The organism is Pantoea sp. RCC30.1 (genome assembly GCF_058148845.1).
Genome location: NZ_JBXUHX010000011.1, coordinates 55,180 through 74,687, shown reverse-complemented (window position 1 = coordinate 74,687; position 19,508 = coordinate 55,180). Strand labels below are relative to the sequence as shown.

At 51.9% G+C, this 19,508-nt stretch carries 14 protein-coding genes; all 14 read right to left on the bottom strand.

The window, feature by feature from the left end; all coding sequences use genetic code 11:
* Window position 1: 1 nt before the first annotated feature.
* The 14 genes from gmd to wzc all read right to left on the bottom strand — a co-directional run bounded on the left by gmd (window position 2) and on the right by wzc (window position 19,502).
* Complete coding sequence (gene gmd / locus AC2LB6_RS11750) at window positions 2-1,042, bottom strand: GDP-mannose 4,6-dehydratase (RefSeq protein WP_490093632.1); 1,041 nt, start codon at window positions 1,040-1,042, stop codon at window positions 2-4.
* A gap of 48 nt (window positions 1,043-1,090) precedes the next feature.
* The gene (gene cpsG / locus AC2LB6_RS11745) at window positions 1,091-2,473 is read right to left on the bottom strand and encodes a phosphomannomutase CpsG (RefSeq protein ID WP_490093631.1); all 1,383 of its coding nucleotides are present in this window, start codon (window positions 2,471-2,473) and stop codon (window positions 1,091-1,093) included.
* A gap of 14 nt (window positions 2,474-2,487) precedes the next feature.
* Entirely contained in the window at window positions 2,488-3,903 is a 1,416-nt protein-coding gene (locus AC2LB6_RS11740; protein WP_490093630.1) for a mannose-1-phosphate guanylyltransferase/mannose-6-phosphate isomerase, read from the bottom strand.
* Window positions 3,904-4,437: 534 nt separating this feature from the next.
* Entirely contained in the window at window positions 4,438-5,451 is a 1,014-nt protein-coding gene (galE, locus tag AC2LB6_RS11735) for a UDP-glucose 4-epimerase GalE (RefSeq protein WP_490093629.1), read from the bottom strand.
* A 42-nt stretch (window positions 5,452-5,493) separates the two neighbouring features.
* Window positions 5,494-6,396 carry a UTP--glucose-1-phosphate uridylyltransferase GalF gene (gene galF, locus AC2LB6_RS11730; RefSeq protein ID WP_039391521.1) on the bottom strand — a complete coding sequence of 301 codons (903 nt, stop codon included), beginning with the start codon at window positions 6,394-6,396 and terminating at the stop codon, window positions 5,494-5,496.
* A gap of 278 nt (window positions 6,397-6,674) precedes the next feature.
* A complete protein-coding gene (locus AC2LB6_RS11725) occupies window positions 6,675-8,015 on the bottom strand; it encodes a lipopolysaccharide biosynthesis protein (protein ID WP_031591354.1) in 1,341 nt (446 codons plus the stop codon).
* Window positions 8,012-9,235, bottom strand: a complete 1,224-nt coding sequence (locus tag AC2LB6_RS11720) for a glycosyltransferase (RefSeq protein WP_490093628.1) — start codon at window positions 9,233-9,235, stop codon at window positions 8,012-8,014. Before AC2LB6_RS11720 ends, AC2LB6_RS11725 begins: the two co-directional genes overlap by 4 nt.
* A gap of 4 nt (window positions 9,236-9,239) precedes the next feature.
* A complete protein-coding gene (gene wcaK / locus AC2LB6_RS11715) occupies window positions 9,240-10,502 on the bottom strand; it encodes a colanic acid biosynthesis pyruvyl transferase WcaK (protein ID WP_090959578.1) in 1,263 nt (420 codons plus the stop codon).
* 159 nt (window positions 10,503-10,661) lie between these two features.
* Window positions 10,662-12,878 carry a phage tailspike protein gene (locus AC2LB6_RS11710; protein ID WP_490093627.1) on the bottom strand — a complete coding sequence of 739 codons (2,217 nt, stop codon included), beginning with the start codon at window positions 12,876-12,878 and terminating at the stop codon, window positions 10,662-10,664.
* Between the two features lie 82 nt (window positions 12,879-12,960).
* Complete coding sequence (locus AC2LB6_RS11705) at window positions 12,961-13,995, bottom strand: glycosyltransferase (protein WP_090959572.1); 1,035 nt, start codon at window positions 13,993-13,995, stop codon at window positions 12,961-12,963.
* 46 nt (window positions 13,996-14,041) lie between these two features.
* Entirely contained in the window at window positions 14,042-14,794 is a 753-nt protein-coding gene (locus AC2LB6_RS11700) for a glycosyltransferase family 2 protein (RefSeq protein ID WP_490093626.1), read from the bottom strand.
* Window positions 14,795-14,864: 70 nt separating this feature from the next.
* Complete coding sequence (locus tag AC2LB6_RS11695) at window positions 14,865-15,782, bottom strand: glycosyltransferase family 2 protein (RefSeq protein ID WP_490093625.1); 918 nt, start codon at window positions 15,780-15,782, stop codon at window positions 14,865-14,867.
* 128 nt (window positions 15,783-15,910) lie between these two features.
* Window positions 15,911-17,047 carry an EpsG family protein gene (locus tag AC2LB6_RS11690; RefSeq protein WP_136198040.1) on the bottom strand — a complete coding sequence of 379 codons (1,137 nt, stop codon included), beginning with the start codon at window positions 17,045-17,047 and terminating at the stop codon, window positions 15,911-15,913.
* Window positions 17,048-17,324: 277 nt separating this feature from the next.
* The gene (gene wzc, locus AC2LB6_RS11685) at window positions 17,325-19,502 is read right to left on the bottom strand and encodes a tyrosine-protein kinase Wzc (protein WP_490093624.1); all 2,178 of its coding nucleotides are present in this window, start codon (window positions 19,500-19,502) and stop codon (window positions 17,325-17,327) included.
* Window positions 19,503-19,508: the final 6 nt, after the last annotated feature.

Genomic DNA, 19,508 nt, shown 5'->3' with positions numbered 1-19,508 from the left:
ATCAGAAGGAGAACCCTTGTTTATTGCGGCGCAGATCTTCTTCTACCATCATCGCACACAACTCTTCGAGCGTGGTTTTTGGCTCCCAGCCCAGAATGTCTTTCGCGCGCTGTGGATTACCAATCAGTAATTCTACTTCAGCAGGACGGTAGAACTTAGGATTGACCTTAACCACCACTTTGTTAGTGGCGACATCAATTGCAACTTCCTGGTCATCTTTGCCTTCGAAGCGCAACTCAATGCCAACAGCTTTGAACGCCATTGAAACGAAGTCACGGACTGTTTCTGTGCGGTTGGTTGCCAGGACAAATGTATCTGGCTCATCAGCCTGCAGCATACGCCACATGCCTTCAACATATTCCTTAGCAAAGCCCCAGTCACGCTTGGCGTCCATGTTACCTAATTCAAGCACATCCAGCTTACCGAGCTTAATTTTCGCTACTGAATCGGTGATCTTACGGGTCACAAACTCCTGTCCACGCAGTGGTGATTCGTGGTTAAACAGAATGCCGCTTGATGCGAAGATGTTGTAGCTCTCACGGTAGTTAATCGTCATCCAGTGGGCATACAGCTTTGCAACGCCATACGGGCTACGCGGATAGAAAGGTGTATCTTCTTTCTGCGGAATAGCCTGCACTTTACCAAACATCTCTGAAGTAGATGCCTGATAGAAACGAATTTTAGGGTTAACGATGCGAATAGCTTCTAACAGATTGACCGGGCCAATACCTGTAATTTCAGCTGTGGTCAGCGGCTGGTCAAAAGAAACACCGACAAAGCTCTGAGCCGCAAGGTTGTAAACTTCGGTCGCTTTGCTTTCCTGAAGTAAACGAATGCTAGATGACAGGTCAGTCAGATCATATTCGACCAGGTGTAATGAAGGATTGGATTTGATACCCAGCTCTTCAATACGCCAGAAGTTGACTGAACTGGTACGGCGATAGGTGCCATAAACCGTATAGCCCTTATTTAAAAGTAACTCAGCAAGATACGCGCCATCTTGCCCGGTAATTCCAGTAATAATTGCAATTTTGTTCGTCATTCGTAAACCCATCTTTTAGGAAATTAATATTATCAACTATATGAGGAATTAAACTGTCGTAGCTTTAATAACGGAGTCGATTTCTTTCAATATTTTACCCAAGGCTTCAATATTGCCTTCAGTTTCGACGTTGAGTCGCAGTAAAGGTTCCGTATTGGAAGTTCTTACGTTGAATCTCCAGCCCTGACAATCAAGGCTTATACCGTCGGTGTTATCCTCGGATATCGCAGAACTAAGATATTGAGTTTTCAACGCTGCAATAACCGATGTTGCATTAGATACTTTGTAATTAATCTCACCGCTGCAAGGGAAGGCCTTCATTCGTTCCGAAATCAATCCCGAAAGCGTCTCCCCTTTCACTGCCAGCAATTCAGCCACCAGCAGCCATGGAATCATCCCGCTGTCGCAGTAAGCAAAGTCCCGGAAATAGTGGTGCGCACTCATCTCACCACCATAAACCGCATCTTCTTCACGCATACGCTCTTTGATGAAGGCATGACCGGTTTTAGACATCACAGGAACACCCCCGGCTTTGGTCACCACATCAATGGTGTTCCAGGTCAGGCGAGGATCGTGAATGATTTTCGCACCCGCTTCTTTTTTCAGGAATGCTTCGGCCAACAGCCCAACAATGTAATAGCCTTCAATGAACTCAGCATTTTCATCGAACAGGAAACAGCGGTCAAAATCACCGTCGAAGGCGATACCCATATCCGCCTGGTGCTCACGCACCGCATCAGAAGTGTCTTTACGACATTCAGGCAGCAGTGGGTTCGGGATACCATTCGGGAAGTTGCCGTCAGCTTCATGATGCACTTTGATAAACGACACAGGCGCTTTGGCCTGCTCAAAGCGTTTTTCAATCTCATCAATGATATGACCCGCAGCACCGTTACCTGAGTTGATCACCAACTTCATCGGTTTAGTGAAATTATTCAGGTCGATATAGCCCATCAAATGATCAACATAGGCATCCAGTACGGAAATCTGTTTGTAACTGCCACGTTTGCTCTCTTCTACCGGAGCAAAATCATTGGCTTCAGCCAGTCGCTGAACGTCACGCAGACCGGTGTCGCCGCTGACCGGGCGAGCACCTTCCCGTACCAGTTTCATGCCGTTGTAGTTCATTGGGTTATGGCTGGCAGTCACTTCAATGCCACCATCAATGCCTAAATGAAAAGTCGCGAAGTAGATCTCTTCTGTTCCGCTCATGCCGATATCGAGCACATCAGTGCCCGCATCCCGCAGACCATTAGCCAGGGCCAGCTTTAACGTCTCACTGGTCAGCCGGACGTCACCGCCCACCACGATCGTTTTTGGGTGGATAAATTCACCATAAGCCCGGCCAATGCGGTAGGCAATGTCTTCATTAAGTTCAGTGCCCAACTCACCACGGATGTCATAAGCTTTAAAACAGGTCAGTGCTGCCATGATCGTGTCTGTCCTTACTTACTTGCAAACTGTTGTTTAATCAAAATGAGGTCGTCATCACCAAGGTAAGAACCCGACTGAATTTCCAGCAGTTCCAGTGGAATCTTGCCTGGGTTTTCTAACGTATGCGGGTGACCGATTGGAATAAAGGTTGACTGATTTTCTGTCAGCAACAGGGTCTTATCCTGAATGGTGACTTTGGCTGTACCGGAGAGGATCACCCAGTGTTCGGTGCGGTGATAGTGCATCTGCAGCTCAAAAGCTTCACCAGGCTTCACCGTAATGCGGTTAACGTTGAAACGGCCCGTGTTGACTACCAGATCACAACGTCCCCAGGGCCAGTAAGTTTCACGGTGGCGGCGGTATTCGCTGCGGCATTCGCTTTTCAGGAATTCAACCACTCGCTTAACATCCTGTACCTGATCTTTACGTGCAACCAGGACAGCATCCTTCGTGTTCACAATGACAAGGTTTTCAACGCCAATGGCGGCAACCAGCTGGTCTTCACTGTTGATATAGCAGTTTTTGGTGTTGTGCAGGAAGGTATCACCCTTCAGGGAGTTACCATGTGCATCTTTATCGTTCACTTCCCACAGTGCAGACCAGGAGCCCACATCACTCCATCCGGCCGCCAGTGGTACAACTACGGCTGCATCGGTCTGTTCCATGACTGCATAGTCTACTGACTCATCCGGACAGGCGATAAAATCATCTTTATCAATACTGATAAAATCGTTGCCTTCTTTGACGTTAGCCATGGCGCGACGGCAGGCTTCCAGAATATCCGGACGGAACTTCTCAAGTTCCTGAAGATAGCGTTTAGCACGGAACATAAACATACCGCTGTTCCAGTAATATTCACCAGACTCAAGGTACTGCTCGGCTGTACTCTGGTTCGGTTTTTCGACAAAGCGTTGAACCTGATAAGGACCATTTTCTGCGCCTGGCAGCGCTTCGCCACGCTGAATGTAGCCATATCCGGTTTCCGGACCGGTTGGCACGATGCCAAAAGTCACCAGTTTGCCCTGTTTGGCATAGGCGGTAGCAACTTTGATAGCCTGATGAAACGCAGCACGGTCTTCAATCACGTGATCGGCGGCCAGCACCAGCAGAACCGGATCATCGCCCTGCTCTACGGCGTTTAGTGCAGCCAGTGCAATGGCCGGAGCCGTGTTGCGTCCTACCGGTTCAAGAATAATGTTATGGGATAGCTTGTTAATTTGTCGCAACTGTTCGGCAACCAGGAAACGATGCTCCTCGTTGCAGATTACCATCGGTGCGCGTGCTTCGACGCCGCTCAGACGGTTTACCGTCTCCTGCAGCATAGAGTGCTCACCATGCAGACAGATAAACTGCTTAGGGTAAAGTTCGCGGGAAAGGGGCCATAAGCGGCTGCCGGTTCCTCCGGCCATGATTACGGGAAGTAACATTCCACATCCTCTAACAAATTTAAACATGCTATGCATATAAGCGGGTCAATTTTTATTCACTAAGAATAAATAGCCACGCTACCGCCCCTGGCTTGCAGCAACCAATGCGCTGTGTGATAGGAATCTTGCCTTCACAGGTTAGCTTGTCGATGCGCTGATTATATTTTATTCAATCGCATACGGGTTCCGGGATAACTACAAATAGTACATTTTGTGCGGCAAAAATAATATGCCTAATCTTTGATTGCCACTGACAAAACTTAAGAGTGACTAAACATTGCTCCCACACTGCATTGGTAAATGTAATCAATGACAAAACAGCATAGTAGCGTATGAAGAATCACGCTTTGCGCCTCTTCACAGAGTCGGATCAGCTGTTATTGTGATTAATCGCTAATAAAGCCAGACCAGGATAATTCCGTATTCAGTCACAATCTGGCATTGAGTCGAAGAAGGGGAACAGGAATATGCAGTTCCTCTTAACGCAGGCAAAAAAAAACCCGGCCAAAGCCGGGTGTTTGCATATTTTTTCAACTACCGAAACCCATCCGGGTTCTTGCTCTGCCAGTGCCACGTATCGCGCATCATCTCATCGATGCCGCGTGTTACACGCCAGTCGAGCGTCGTGTTCGCCAGTGAGGCATCGGCCCAGAACGCAGGCAGGTCGCCGTCACGACGTGGCTTAATTTCAAATGGAATCGCCTTACCAGACGCCTTCTCAAACGCTTTGATCATTTCCAGCACGGAGATGCCTTTGCCGCCGCCCAGGTTAAAGGCAGTGTAGCCTTCCACTTTGCTGAGATGGTCCAGCGCTTTCAGGTGCCCTTCCGCAAGGTCAACCACGTGGATGTAGTCACGCAGGCAGGTGCCGTCTGGCGTATCGTAATCGCCACCAAACACGCCCAGCTTCTCCAGACGGCCAATCGCGACCTGCGCAATGTACGGCAGCAGGTTGTTCGGGATGCCGGCCGGATCTTCACCGATTTCGCCTGACTCATGTGCGCCAACCGGGTTGAAGTAACGCAGGGCAATAGACTTAAACTTAGGCTCTGCTTTGGCGAAATCGCGCATCACGAATTCGGTCATCAGCTTAGAGGTGCCGTAAGGACTGGTTGTGCCACCAATCGGAGTGGTCTCAACGTAAGGAACGGGGGCATCTGCGCCATAAACTGTTGCTGATGAACTGAAGATGAAGTTCCAGACGCCGGCATCACGCATCTCTTCCAGCAGCACTACGGTGCCCGCGACGTTGTTCTCGTAGTACTCCAGCGGCATACGCGTAGATTCACCGACTGCTTTAAGCGCAGCGAAGTGGATTACGGCTGAAATGCTGTTGGATGCAAACAGGTCACGCAGACAGGCGCGGTCACGGATATCGCCTTCAACAAAGGTCGCTTTTTTACCCGCCAGTTTCTCAACGCGGTTAATCGCTTCGCGTGAGGCATTGCAGAGGTTATCCAGAACCACAACATCATCACCGCGCTGCAACAGCGCCAGTACCGTATGGGAGCCGATGTACCCTGCTCCGCCCGTGACTAAAATTGCCATGTGAGCTCCTTTCAATCTGCCGCGCAGGACGCGGCAAATAAATTACTGTTGTTTTGCGAGGATGGTCTGGATAGCTTCGCGGAAATCGCGACCCTGCGCGTTGCTGCGCAGGCCGTATGAGACAAACGCCTGCATGTAACCAAGCTTACGACCGCAGTCGAAACTGTGACCGGTCAGCAGGGAAACATCAACGGTTTTATGTTTGCTCAGGCTGGCGATGGCATCAGTCAGCTGGATACGGCCCCACGCGCCTGGCTCAGTGCGCTCCAGTTCCGCCCAGATATCAGCAGAAAGGACATAGCGACCTACCGCAGCCAGGTCAGAGTTCAGTCCGGCGGTATCTTCAGGCTTCTCAACGAAATCGGTAATGGTGCTGATGTCGCCTGGGTGATCAATCGGCTCTTCAGTGGTGATCACCGAGTACTCAGAAAGATCGGACGCTGGCATATGCTGAGCCAGGACCTGGCTGTGGCCGGTCTCTTCAAAACGGGCAACCATCGCCGCAAGGTTATAACGCATGTGGTCAGCAGTAGAATCATCCAGCAGCACGTCTGGCAGCACGACCACGAACGGATTATCACCGATCATCGGACGGGCACAGAGAATCGAGTGGCCCAGACCCAGTGGCTGCGCCTGGCGCACGTTCATGATAGTGACGCCTGGCGGGCAGATAGACTGCACTTCGCTCAGCAGCTGACGCTTCACGCGCGCTTCGAGCAGCGCTTCCAGCTCATAGGTGGTGTCGAAGTGGTTTTCTACCGCATTTTTAGAGGCATGCGTGACCAGCACAATCTCTTTAATACCCGCGGCAACACATTCGTCAATGATGTACTGGATCATCGGTTTGTCGACGACAGGCAGCATCTCTTTCGGAATGGCTTTAGTCGCAGGGAGCATATGCATACCGAGGCCCGCAACCGGGATTACTGCTTTAAGCTTGGTCATATTTATTCCGTTTAATAAAATGAAGATGTGGGTCGATTATGCAGGATCGGCCGGAAGTCCAAGTATAATCTTTATCTGAAAAGCGGACAGTAACTCTCTGTCATAACTTGGAAATTCGGCATTTTGCCCATTGCCAGCGACGGTATAAACTGAATAAAGACAATCAGTAATCGAATATCGTCCCGGCTATTTCCATCCCTGGTCGCCGTAGCGCTGAGACCAGCCATAAATGAAAACGGGCGACCCTGAGGTCGCCCGTTGATATATCTGCGTAGTAATCAGAGCCAGCCTTCAAACCACTCTGGCATCACAAACAGATTAAAGTGATTTACCAGCAACATGATGCCGACAAATACCACCGACACCGCCACCCATTGCCGGGCATAAGGAATAAACCGAATGCCAATCACGGGCTTGATAAAGAACGGATGAGCCAGTGCCGAAATCAGGATCTGCGAGATGGAGAGCGTCAGCGCCACGTAGAGCACGTTCGGCCAGATAAAGGTGGTCGCCAGTACCGCCAGCACCACAATACTCGCCACAATGTTCCAGTAGAACTCAACGTTAGTCCGTCCGTTGGCCTGCGAAATCGCCCCGGTCAGGCCACCCATCGGCCGCAACATACCAAACAGCAGCATCAGCGGGATGAGGTGATAGACCTGCTCATGCGACGCGCCATAAAGTACACGCACAATGACGGGTGACAGGATGCCAATCGCCAGATACATCGCGCTGCTGAACAGCATGATCCCCAGCGTGCCTTTCAGGAACAGCTTCTTCAGTTGCTCAGCATCGTGCTGCTTCTCAGCAAAACGTGGCAGTGCCAGTCGGTTAATCACCGGCGTCACCAGTTTAAGCGGTTGCAGCACCAGCTCTTTCGCCAGCGAGTAAACACCCAGCATCTCTGCGCCCATCACTTTACCCACCACCAGCGCATCCGCCTGGGTACGCAGCTGATTAATGGTCTGCGAGCCGAGCTGATAGCTGCCGTAGCGAATCGCGCCGATGAAGGTCGCTTTGTCGAACTCCCAGGTCGGACGCCATGACTTCTCACCCAGCGCAATCATGCAGAGGATGCGGGTAAAGGCGTTGATGAACAGACCGAGAATCGCCGCTGCTACAGTGAGCGAGGTGAACTCCAGCATCGCCACTACACAGAGGAAGGCAAACAGCTTGGTGCCCATCTCAATCTTCGCCAGCGAGACCATCCGCTTAGTTTTGATGTAGTGCGCCTGATACTGCGACAGATGCCCCAGTACCAGGAAGTTCAGGCTGGTCAGCATGATCAGACCCACCAGCTCCGGCAGATGATAGAACCATGAGACCGGGAAGGCGATCAGCAGCATGATCAGACCGGTGCATAAACTGAGTGAAACGTTCACCCAGTAGATGGTGCTCTGCTCACGACGGGTAATGTTCTGGCGATGCACCAGATAACTGCTCATCCCCATATCCTGCAGCACCCCCGCCACCGCCAGGATGGCGTTGATGATGGCTAACAGTCCCAGCTCGTGGGTTTCCAGTTTGCGGGCGAGAAAGCTCAGCTGTGCAACCTGCAGCACCGCAGAAAAGCAGGTGCTGCCGAACAGCCAAATCGCCTGTGACTTAAATCCACTCACACCAGTCGCTCCAGAATCTGTGCCAGTTCGCCGTAGGCGATATGCTGATTAAATTCAGTCTCGACTTTGTGGCGTGCCGCGGCAACCACGGGCGCCACATCCACTTCACCCTGAGAGAGCTTCAGCAGCGTCTCCGCCAGCGCCTCAGGATCGTCCTCTTCCACCAGCCAGCCAGAAACGTTGTTCTCAATCAGCTCCGGAATGCCGCTGTGGAACGTTGAGACCACCGGCAGGCCGACCGCCATCGCCTCCATCAGTGCAACCGGAATACCTTCCATATCGCCATCTGCGGCAGTTTTGGACGGCAGCAGGAAGATGTCAGCCTCGCTCAGCGCACGGCGGATCTCCTCCTGCGGTTTAAAGCCCGGCATGCTGACGCAATCTTCCATCCCCTCGCGGGCGATGAAATTACGCATCATCTCATCCTGGTCGCCATTACCGATGATGGTGTACTGGAACTGTCCGCCACGCTGCTTCAGGATGGCGCTGGCTTTAACTGCCACATCCAGCCCTTTCTTCTCGGTCAGACGTGCTACCGAAACGATACGCAGCGGTGTCTGGAACGCCTGGCGTGGCTGGAAGTTAAACTTCTCCGGCTCAATACCCATTCGCGTAACGTGAATTTTTTCCGGCGGGCAGCCCATCTCAATCAGCTTGTTCTCCCACAGATGGCTGATAGGCAGCATCAGCTCACTCTGGCGGAACAGATTGACGTAATCGAGTTTGTGCTCTTCCAGAATGTGACGACGGGAAATATCGGCGCCATGAAACACGGTCGCCTGTTTGCCCTTGAGCACGCCCAGTTCCCGCAGCTTGTTCGCCAGCGCACCGGCATAGCCGAAATGCACCAGGAACACATCTGCGGTGAAGGTCTGCTTTGCATTCGCCACAATCGACGGCAGCAGCAGTTTGCTGGACTGCGCGCCATAACGGCGCACATTCAGCGAACGCAGCAGCGACGGCTTGGTCACTTTTGGCAGCACCAGCTTGATACGCTGGTTCAGCTTATCGACAATCGAGACTTTCTCTTCCGGCAGCAGATAGTGCGTCTTCGCCGCCAGACCATACTCATCAAACGCCGCATGCCGGTTCACTAAATCGCCGGGAAAGACTGAAATGATCTCCACCTCGTAACCGGCATCAATAAAATGGGTCACCTGATTTAGTACGAATGTCTCAGAGGCAACCGGGAAACGCATGGTGAAAAAAGTCAGTTTCATCACATTACCCTAATACTTTGAGAATCTCTTCAGTGATCCGATTGCCAATTTCCCTTTCATTCGCAACGGCCGTATCGACCTTAAGCTTGATGTTGTCGTAATCGGCAAGGACCGTTTTTACCTTGTCGATCAGCGAGCCATCCATCAGGCTTTTCACATCGGTTGCCATCTGCGGCAGACCAAGCTGGTTCATCACACCCATCGACTTGTGCTCGTAGTTGATCGCCACAGCCGGGGTGCCAAAGTTCATGGAGATAATCGCCGAGTGCAGGCGGGTACCAATGGTCAGATGGCAGTGATTCAGCAGGATGCCCAGTTCCAGGTCATTAAACTCATCCATGATGACATGGTAATGTTCAGGCTGCGTCACGTGGTCACGCAGGGTCAGTGCGACCATGCGGTCATCTTTGGCATAGCTGTCGATGCCGGTACAGGTAGAAAACGCCACGACCTGATAGCCTTCAGCAATCATGGCATTAATCACCCGGCCAAACGCTGCTTCATACTCTTTCTGTGTGACACCCAGACGTTTATCAAACGGTGCCAGTTCACGCACCGTAATCGCAATGGTTTTACGGCCATCGATAATACCCTGCCAGTAGAGCAGGTTATGGCTCGGATTTTCGACTTCACGCGCACGCACCAGGAAAGCGGTATCCACACCAGACGCCACTTTAGAACTGGTCACGCCATCGCGCTTCATCAGGTCCAGACTGACCGACTCGCGCAGCACCAGGCTGTCGACCCGATCAAAGACAAAGTTCGCCAGTGCATTGACGCGCGGGTTCTGGAAGGGCCCCACCGAGTGACCGATCAGGTAGATCGGCTTTTTCGCCATCAGCGCACAGAGCGCATGGTCGAACTGGGTCACGCCATAGAGGTCAACGAAGAACGATCCACCAACCTGAATAATTGCATCATATTTTGCCAGGCTGTCAGTAAACGCTTTCAGGTGCGGCGGTACAGAGAAAGACTTAAAGATCCCGCCCTTGCCCAGATGCGCCATCATGATATCGGGCATCAGGCGGTTCGCGACTTTACGCTTAAACGAACCGACCAGACCTTTGCCTGACTTGCTGTTGTGCAGATACAGCGCATCCTGCTGAATATCCTGCTGGAGCAGATAACCGGAGCTGGTTGGATAACGGCTTATAACGTCAATATCTAAATCACTGCGTGCAGACCGCATTGAATCAATCAGTCCACGAAGAATCGCGCCATCCCCGCGATTCCCACACGTATGGTTACCCACCAATAAAATTTTCATAACAACTCCGAATGAATTTTTTTAATTCTGAAAGCCGCCCAGATCCGAAATGGGCAAAATGAACTCTGATTAAAGTAATGCTTTACGGGATAACGCACCCAAAGGTACAGCTCCTGTTAAAACCGGCCGCCTCCATTGTGGCGACCGTGATGCAAGGTGTTACGACTTAATCGCGAAGTAAGGCAGTGCGACCTGTTTGCCGTTGATGACCACGGAAACAAAGCCTTCCGGCTTACTGGTATCGACCTGATCGGCGGAGAGCGGACGGGACGCCATCAGCAGATCGCCCTGCTCGTTAGCACCCACACCCGCTTTGCCGTTGTGCAGACTGAAGCGCTGTGGCGCACGTTTCGTCGCGTCGCCCGAAGGGGGATTGCCCTTCTCCATGACCGCATTGACCCGCGCACAGCGGCCGGTCACAAAGCGATCCTTACCGGTCGTTTTCACCAGCACCGCGACTGACGGCGTCCAGCCCGCCAGTTTGACGTAGATATGCACATCGGTGTCATGCTCTGCCACATAGCGAACATCGACAATCGGGCTGCTGCCTTCGGCCGACCAGCTCGCTTCTGAGCGGTCTTTCTTGCGCTGCACATGGATCACCGCGCGGCCGCCGGTGGTCTTATCACCGATCAGGTTCATCAGCGGCTTGTCGCCACTCCCGTTGCTGAACTGCGACTGACCAAAGATTTCGATCTCCCACGAATCACCCACCGTCGGTGAGTAGAGGCTGCCGAGATCAAACCAGGTTTCCTGGTTAGTGTTGTTCTCTAAACGCCAGCGCGAGGTGATGTAGTTGTACTTCAGGCTCCCATCCAGCGCGACGCCATAGGACTCGACGCGGGTCGATCCCATCTCCCAGATGCTGAGCAGACGATCGCCCTGCATAGAGTTGTCGATCCAGCTGCCTGACTGCAGGCTGGTCTGACGCATATTCAGACGGGTGTTGTGCGCGATCAGTGGATTCTTACAATCCTCCAGGCTCAGCGCATCGACGATCCACTGTCCGTTGGAGAGATCGCCCGGGTTGTCACAGTGCTCAATCCAGCCGTTATGAATAATCGACTGACCGCAGCGCGGCAGGTTAAGAACTTTGCCGCCACGGCAGTACTGCGCATTGAAGTTCGACAGTTCGATTGCGGTGCTGTGGTCCCATTTGCCCTGCTTCTGACCTGACCAGCCCGATTTGATCACATCGCCGGTGCAGCGTGAGGCGTACCACTGGTCGATTTTACAATCGAGGGTATCCTGCAGGCTAATGGCGGTGCCGCCGACAGCGTTAAAGCGCAGGCAGGCACCACGGAAATATTGTCCACCAGGACAGTTGTTATGGAAAAAGCCCTGCTGGTTGGGACGCTTATCGCTGTTACCGTCGAAATTCAGATTGGAAAGCTCGACACGACGGGCATTCATCTCAAAGACGAACTCTGACTTACCATCAGAGACAATGGTGGTCGCCGGGAAGTAGCCGAAGTTCACCATCGCACCGGACATGCGGAAGAAGTTGAGATACTTATTGCCAAGGTTACAGGCGGAGACCATGAAGGTACCGGCCGGGAACTGGACACAGATCTGCTGGTTAGCCTGCTGAGACCACTCGAACATCGCCATAATGGCGGGTGCCGTATCGGTTTTGCCATCGGCAATTGCGCCGAAATCAAACAGCGTCAGGCGGTTAAAATCATCTACGACGCGACGCCAGGAGAAGCCCTCGCCGGAAAAGTTTACGCCGCCATCATTCTGAGCGGTCTGGAAGCTGCCGACAAATTCGCCGCCGCCGACTTCCCGTCCTTCATGCCAGCTTTTCAGCTTAACTTTGGCCCCTTCAAACAGCGGACGGGTTTTGCGTAACTCAGCCACAGACGGAATCTCACCAATCAGCTGATAACCCGTTGGCTGCGCCAGGCGCTGACTGAAATCTGCAGGGCCTGGACGACTGACATCGGCGATGTTGAACAGCGTCTGACCGTTACTGTCCTCGACCGTCATCGAATGCGAAGGATCGGCGATCAACGCAGCATTGTCCTGAATAAACTGCGAAAAATTGCCTTTATTCAGCGCGATAGGCTGCGTAATTTCTGACACCTTGCCGCTGGCATCGCGCAGGAAAACCGGGATCTGGTTGCCTGGTTTGCTGGCATCCACACCCGCTTTACCAATCCAGAGTTTGCCCTCAAAGCCCTGCCAGAACTGCGGTGGCATGGCGTAGACATTTTCCGGCGTCAGGATAGGCACGTCGCCTTTTGGAATGTCAGTGGCATCAACCGGCTTCAGGGCAATACCGTTACTTTTTGCAGCGTAGCTGGAAAAGGTGCTCACGGAGAGAGCCCCCACCAGAGCGGAGGCGGCGGTCTGTAAAACTTCTCTTCTTTTCATGCATCAATTCCCGTAGTCAATAAGGCCATTGGCCATGGCGGTGTCCCTGAGGCACGTCGCAAGTGAGCTTTTCCAGCTCCGTTTAAACCAATGACAGCCAGCTTTGCTTAATCTGGTTACCGTCGAATTTCAGCGCGGTTTGTTTGGTTTTTTCGCTCATGGCATAGAACAGCGCGTCATCACTGGCGAGCTGCTCCATGCGCGCCAGGAACGTGGCTTTATCGTTCATCGGAACCAGGAAACCATCTTCACCGTGGTTGATGATCTCCTGGGGTCCGGTCGGGCAGTCATACGCCACTACCGGCAGTGACCAGGACTTTGCTTCCAGCAGCACCAGTGGCAAGCCTTCATAGCGCGAGGTCATCAGCGCCATATCGCTGTCGCGATAGTAGTCATTGATATTGCTGACCTTACCGACAAACTTCACGCTGTCGGTGATGCCCAGCACGGCCGCCTGATCGTGCAACTGCTGACGCAATTCGCCGTCACCGGCAATCACCAGCGTCCAGTCTGCATGATTGCGGGCGAAGTCGCGCCAGATATCCAGCAGCAAATCAAAGCCCTTCTGGTTATCCAGACGCCCCACCGCCAGCGCCTGACGATGACGGGTCTGACGTAGATAGTTTTTGTAAACCACCGGGTTAGGAATTGGCTTGCTGGGAATGCGCCAGCGGCTGAACACCTGATGATCTTTTTCGGTCAGAACAATCACGCGGTCGTAGTAGCGCAGCAGCAGAAACTTGAGGAACTTAATCGGCTTGCTGAAGGAGTTAATGGCGATATGTTCACAGGCGTAGGCTTTGCCACGCTTCTTCTTCATTGCCAGCAGATTCCAGAAGGCGAACATCACGCTCAGGCGACCCATGCTGATCAGGAAGACGGTATCGAAACCCTCTTCGTTAATCCGGGCTACCGCGCTTTTAATCGGGTTGCTCTGCCCTTCGAAGCTGACGATCTGTTTGACATGCTCAAACGGATAAAAGGTTTTACCGCTGCCTTCCAGCGAGTAGATGGTGACTTCATGTGTTTCGCCAAGACACTCTGACATGAAGTTACAGATGTTCTCGGTGCCCGCATACGAATAAGCATCTTTGATCACCAGGACAATTTTTTTCATGAAACGCTATCCACCTCAAATTTTAAAGACAATCCTGCCGACAGGCTTAACGATGCTTAAGGGTAAATAGCACACCATTCACCATATACCAGGCGTAATAGTAATAGATTTTTAACGGATTGTTTTTATAGATAATTCTTAATAATTCAAGGTGCCACTGGGCTGCTTTGTTCTTATTACGCGAAAGGGAATCGCCTAATTCGTAATAGTTGACCAGAATCGTCTGAATTACGCGTGCCTGCTTATAGCGGGTGAATAATTCAAACAAAAACAGGAAATCTTCGTGGCCTTTGCGTTGGAAGAAAAGACCCTGCGGCGGACGACGAAAACAGACAGAGGAGAAACAGACACGATACTGCTTCTTCACAAAATTTTCCTGCTGCAGGTAAGGTTTGCCGTAGGTAATGTCGTGCTCAGCTTTGCGGGTTTTATAGTGATATTCGGTAATCACAAAATCATCACCGGCCGCAATGGCGGCAACCTGCTGGGTCAGCTTATCCGCATGCCACTCATCGTCGCTGTCGAGAAACGCAATAATCTCTTCAGTGGCTGCACGCAGTCCCACGTTGCGGGTCTCTGCTGCGCCCATGTTGACCGCGTTATCCAGAATGGTAATGCGCGGATCCTGACAATGCTCACGCACAAATTCCAGCGAGTCGTCGGTGGACTTGTCATTGACCAGATAGAGGTGCCAGTCGGTATAGTGCTGATTGATAACCGATTGCACAGCGCGTAACACCGTCTGACGGGCATTATACATAGGCATGACAATGCCAACGGTTCCAACAGAAGTATTCATCTTCAACCCTGAATTAATCGAAAAGAGAGGTGCTCCTGACAATCAGGAGCAGAGCGAGGCGCGGTGCGCGTCAGGAGATCGCTTTCTCACCACCGAAACGTGCTTTGACCTTGTCTTTAACCCGGTTCATAAAATAAGCACGGTTATCTTTGTTGGTGAGGAAAAAGTAGCGAGCAAAGCTCAGGCTCGCCATCATCGACTTTCCATCCATCTTGTAGCGCAGCGGCAGCTTAAAAGCTTTGTAGGTGTGGATATCACGCGGGGTAAGATGCGGCTTCATGCTATCGAGCCAGAACATCGAGTAGTTCACCGATTCGCCTTTGTGTTTCGAGCCAAATTTCGTGACCAGGTGGTAGTTCGCCAGCGGTGCGGCGATCATCACAAAGTCATAGCCCATGCGGTCGGCACGAATGCAGAAATCATAATCCTGATGACGAATATAGCGGGTATCGAACTGAATTTTCGCGGCGTCTTCCCGCTTCAGCACGATGGTGCTGGTCTGGATAAAGCCATAACAGCCGAACAGATACTCGGCGACGGTTTCATTTTTGCCCGGTGGCTGCATTGGCATCACTTTCAGGAACGTGCCGTCCTGATAGATATTCACCTGGCTGAAAATGACGAAGTTCTTTTTGCCCTGGGCTTCCAGCTGAGCAATTTTTTCACTCACCTGCTGCAGTTTGTCCGCGGCCCACTCATCGTCGGCGTCAAGGAAGCTGACATAATCACCGGTTGCCAGCTCAATGCCTTTATTACGTGCACCGGCTCCGTTGAGTTTGACCTCAGAAAGTACCAGATTGATGTCGAGATCCTGGTAGCGTTCGCTGCGAACCACGTCCGCCAGCGCCGCGGCATCCGCCGATTTGTCATCCACGATGATGACTTCAAAATTGCGATACGTTTGTGCTTTAACGCAATCCAGCGTCGTGACAATCGATTCTGACGCGTTATAAGCCGGAATTACGATGGAGAAACGAATGTCCTTCATTGCCAGCACCTCATTAAAATTGTTCAAAAATAAACAGTTCATTCGACAACGGTCGATGAAAAACCTGTGTTCTTACCGACAACCGGCCCCGCGCGAAGCTTTTCACGAGGGGCCGGACGCCGGGTTAATTAGTGGACCAGCCAAAACTCTCGTGCCACTTCATAGCCGGTAACCGCCTGCTTGGTAGAAATGGTGTTGTAGTAGAGGTAATAGAGCAGGAAGAAAACCAGCATGGCGTACAGTGCTGGCTTCCACGATCGCCTGGCCTGATAAATCAGTGAGGTCAGGATGATCGGCTCGACCTGTTGCAAATAGTTGGACAGGCGCGAACCTGACGGGAAGTTGTACAGGAAGATCCTGATCGCACCGCCGATAGCAAAGCTCAGAATCAGCAGGTAGTTAAGGCGATACTGGGCGTAATTTTCGCGCTTCAGCTCATCGGTCAGCATGAAATAGAAGAAGACAAACACCAGCATGATGTTCTTCAGGTTCGATACGGCCAGGATGCTGCCACCCATTGCGTAGGACGGGTCATTGTTATAGCCCGATGCCCTCTCCCCCAGCGATCCCAGATGACCGGCAATCAGGGCAATAAAGCTGGAACCGCCCACTACAGATAGCGGTAAGCTGGCAACGATGATAATTACCGGCCACCAGCGCCAGTCACGAATAAACAGGAATGGCACCAGCGTCACCACCATGACACCGGTATTGTGGCTCGTGAACGACAGAATGAAGAAGGCAAATGCCCACCAGTAGCGCTTGAGATAGATCGACCACAGGACGCCAAGGAACAGCGCAGAACTCAGGCCAAAGCGAATCTGGTTAATGTCTTTGTTGATAAAGATGTGCGCCGAATAGAGCACCAGCGCGAGCACCGGATAGGGTGACATCTTCCGGAAGAAGTAAGTATTAATGCAAACAGCAATGGCGCAGAAAACAAACAGGAAGATGCTGGCATTGTGCGAAAACAGGCTGGTCAGCCAGGCCATCACAAAAATCAGCGGTTCGTAACGGAAAAACGCAACGGTATTGAAGAAGCCGTTGATCTCGATACGTCTTACAAAGTCCTCAAAGAAACTCCGGTACTGAAAGTCATCCATGCCGGTGCCGAGGCCGCGAATTCCCCCGAATATAATCAACGTCACGGCGGCAAAACAGAGCAGCCAGGTCAAAATATAGTTTGTGCGTTCGTCTTTTTTTAGCGCTATTTCAAACAGCGAAAGCAGCAGTAAAAAGCCTGATACATACCAATATGGAGCCATGGTGTGATTCCTTAATTCCACAAGTTCTCATGCCAGCAATAATCACGCTTCGCCTTCCCGACTGGCTTTTCAGTGAGCCTGAAAGGACGATCACAAAATGCGTGCAGGCAGTGCCATGCTGGTGATGAATTCTGTTGAGTGACGCTCGCCATGCGATTTATAGAGGTATCGCTTTTGTGGGTTTGGACAGAATAACCTGTGTACATTGATGCGTGTCGTCATTCAAAAGGACGATAAAAAGGGGCGGTCAGACCGCCCCCTGGTTATTACTCAATGATCAGCTTTTGTTTGGCTTGCTGTAGTCATAGGCGTAGTAGTCATAACCATGTCCGTAAGCATTGGCGGCTTTACGCACCACGGCGTTGAGGATCACACCTTTAATCTCAATACGGTTCTGGGCAAAGCGTTTGAAGCTGACGTCCACTTCTTTGGTGGTGTTGGCTTCGAAACGCGCTACCATCAGTGAGGTGCCGGCCAGCTTACCGATAATTGACGCATCGGTGACGGCCAGGATTGGCGGCGTATCGATTAATACCAGGTCGTAGTTCTTGCTCGCCCACTCCAGCAGCTCACCCATGCGACGATGCATCAGCAGCTCAGACGGGTTTGGCGGAACCTGACCACGTGGCAGGAAGTCGAAACCGTACACGCCCTGCTGAATCAGCGCCGGGCTGAACTCAGTTTTACCGGACAGCACGTTTGACAGGCCTGATTTGTTATCCGCGCCCAGCAGTTCATGGGTGTAACCACGACGCATGTCACCATCGATAAACAGAACACGCTGACCCGCTTTTGCGACCAGCGTCGCCAGGTTGGCACAGATAAAGGTTTTACCAATACCCGGACTGGCGCCGGTGATCATCAGGATGTTGTTTTTCGCTTCCATCATGGCGAAGTGCAGGCTGGTACGCAGGCTACGAATCGCTTCGATGGAGAGGTCAGTCGGGTTACCCAGCGCCAGCAGCGTTTCGTGCGGATCGGTTTTCACCTTGCTGCCGCGACGTGCCAGTGCTTCGGTATCTTTCTTACGCTGCCAGTCAGACAGTGGAACGCTGGCATAGACATTCATGCCCAGCTCTTCCAGCTGATCCGGGTTCTCGATGCCGTGATGCAGCATGGCTTTCAGCAGAACCAGACCCACTGACACAAACAGACCTAAAATCAGGCTCGCGGCGATGATCAGCAGCTTTTTCGGTGCAACCGGCGCGTTAGCAGTCTGCGCGTTATCGATGATGCGAACATCACCCACGGTGCTGGCTTTGCTGATACTCAGCTCCTGCTGACGGTTCAGCAGCTGCATGTAGATCTCCTGACCTGACTGAACGTCACGGGTCAGACGCAGGATTTCCTGCTGAGTCTGTGGCATGCCAGAAATTTTCTTGTTCAGCTGAGCCTGCTCACCTTCCAGCGTTTTGCGTTTTTCAAGCAGCGCGCGGTACGTCGGGTGATCTTTGGTAAACAGCTGAGACACTTCAGCTTCACGGAAGGTCAGTTCGTTCAACTGGCTCTGCACGCTGACAGAAGAGTCCAGGGCGGATTTCGCTTCCAGTGACAGGTCAACCGATTCGTTCTGACGACGGAAGGTATTCAGTTTGTTTTCCGCTTCATCCAGCTTGGCGCGAACGGCAGGCAACTGAGTGCGTAAGAACTCCAGGCTTTTCTCTGCCTGCTCTGACTTGCGCTCAACGTTCTGTAACAGATAGTTGTTCACAATCTGGTTCAGGACTTTGCTGATCTGCTCTGGATCTTCACCCAGATACTCCAGACCCAGCACGCCGGTATCTTTACCTTTGTCTGCTACGGTCAGGTTAGAGAGCACTGAACGGATTGCCTGCAGGTCATTCAGCTTAGTCACGGTGAAGCTGGTGCCTTCATCGGCATGAATCTCGCTCACCAGCATGCTGATGTCACCGTGCGACTCCAGCTGGCCGACTTTACCTTTAAACAACTCATCGCCATCTTTAGAAACGGTATAGCTATCCGGACCGGTGACTTCCAGCTCGACATTACGTTTTTCGACAGTGCGTGGGATTTCCAGACGCGAAATCGCGATATCAGCAGGTTTGTTGCCCATCAGGCGCGACAGACCCTTGCCGATAATCGGGAAATAGTTCTGCTCAACCACAGTATCCAGACCCAGATCGTCAACGGTTTTGCCGATGACCATACGGGATTCAAGAATCTCGATTTCCGTATCAGAGGCTGGCATCTGTGGCAGAATGCTGTCCATTTCGTTCAGAACGGTACTGACATTCTTCTGCTCAACCTGAACTAACGCATCTGCGCTATAAATCGGTGTTGCAAACAGTGTGTAGAGTGTTCCCGCCAGCATGAAAAATGCGGTAACGGCAACAATGATCCAGCGATGATCAATTAGCTGTCCCACAAGATGCGCCAGATCCCATCCATTCGAATCCTCTCCCGGCGCGGTTCTGACCTTATTTTTTATATTCATGGATAA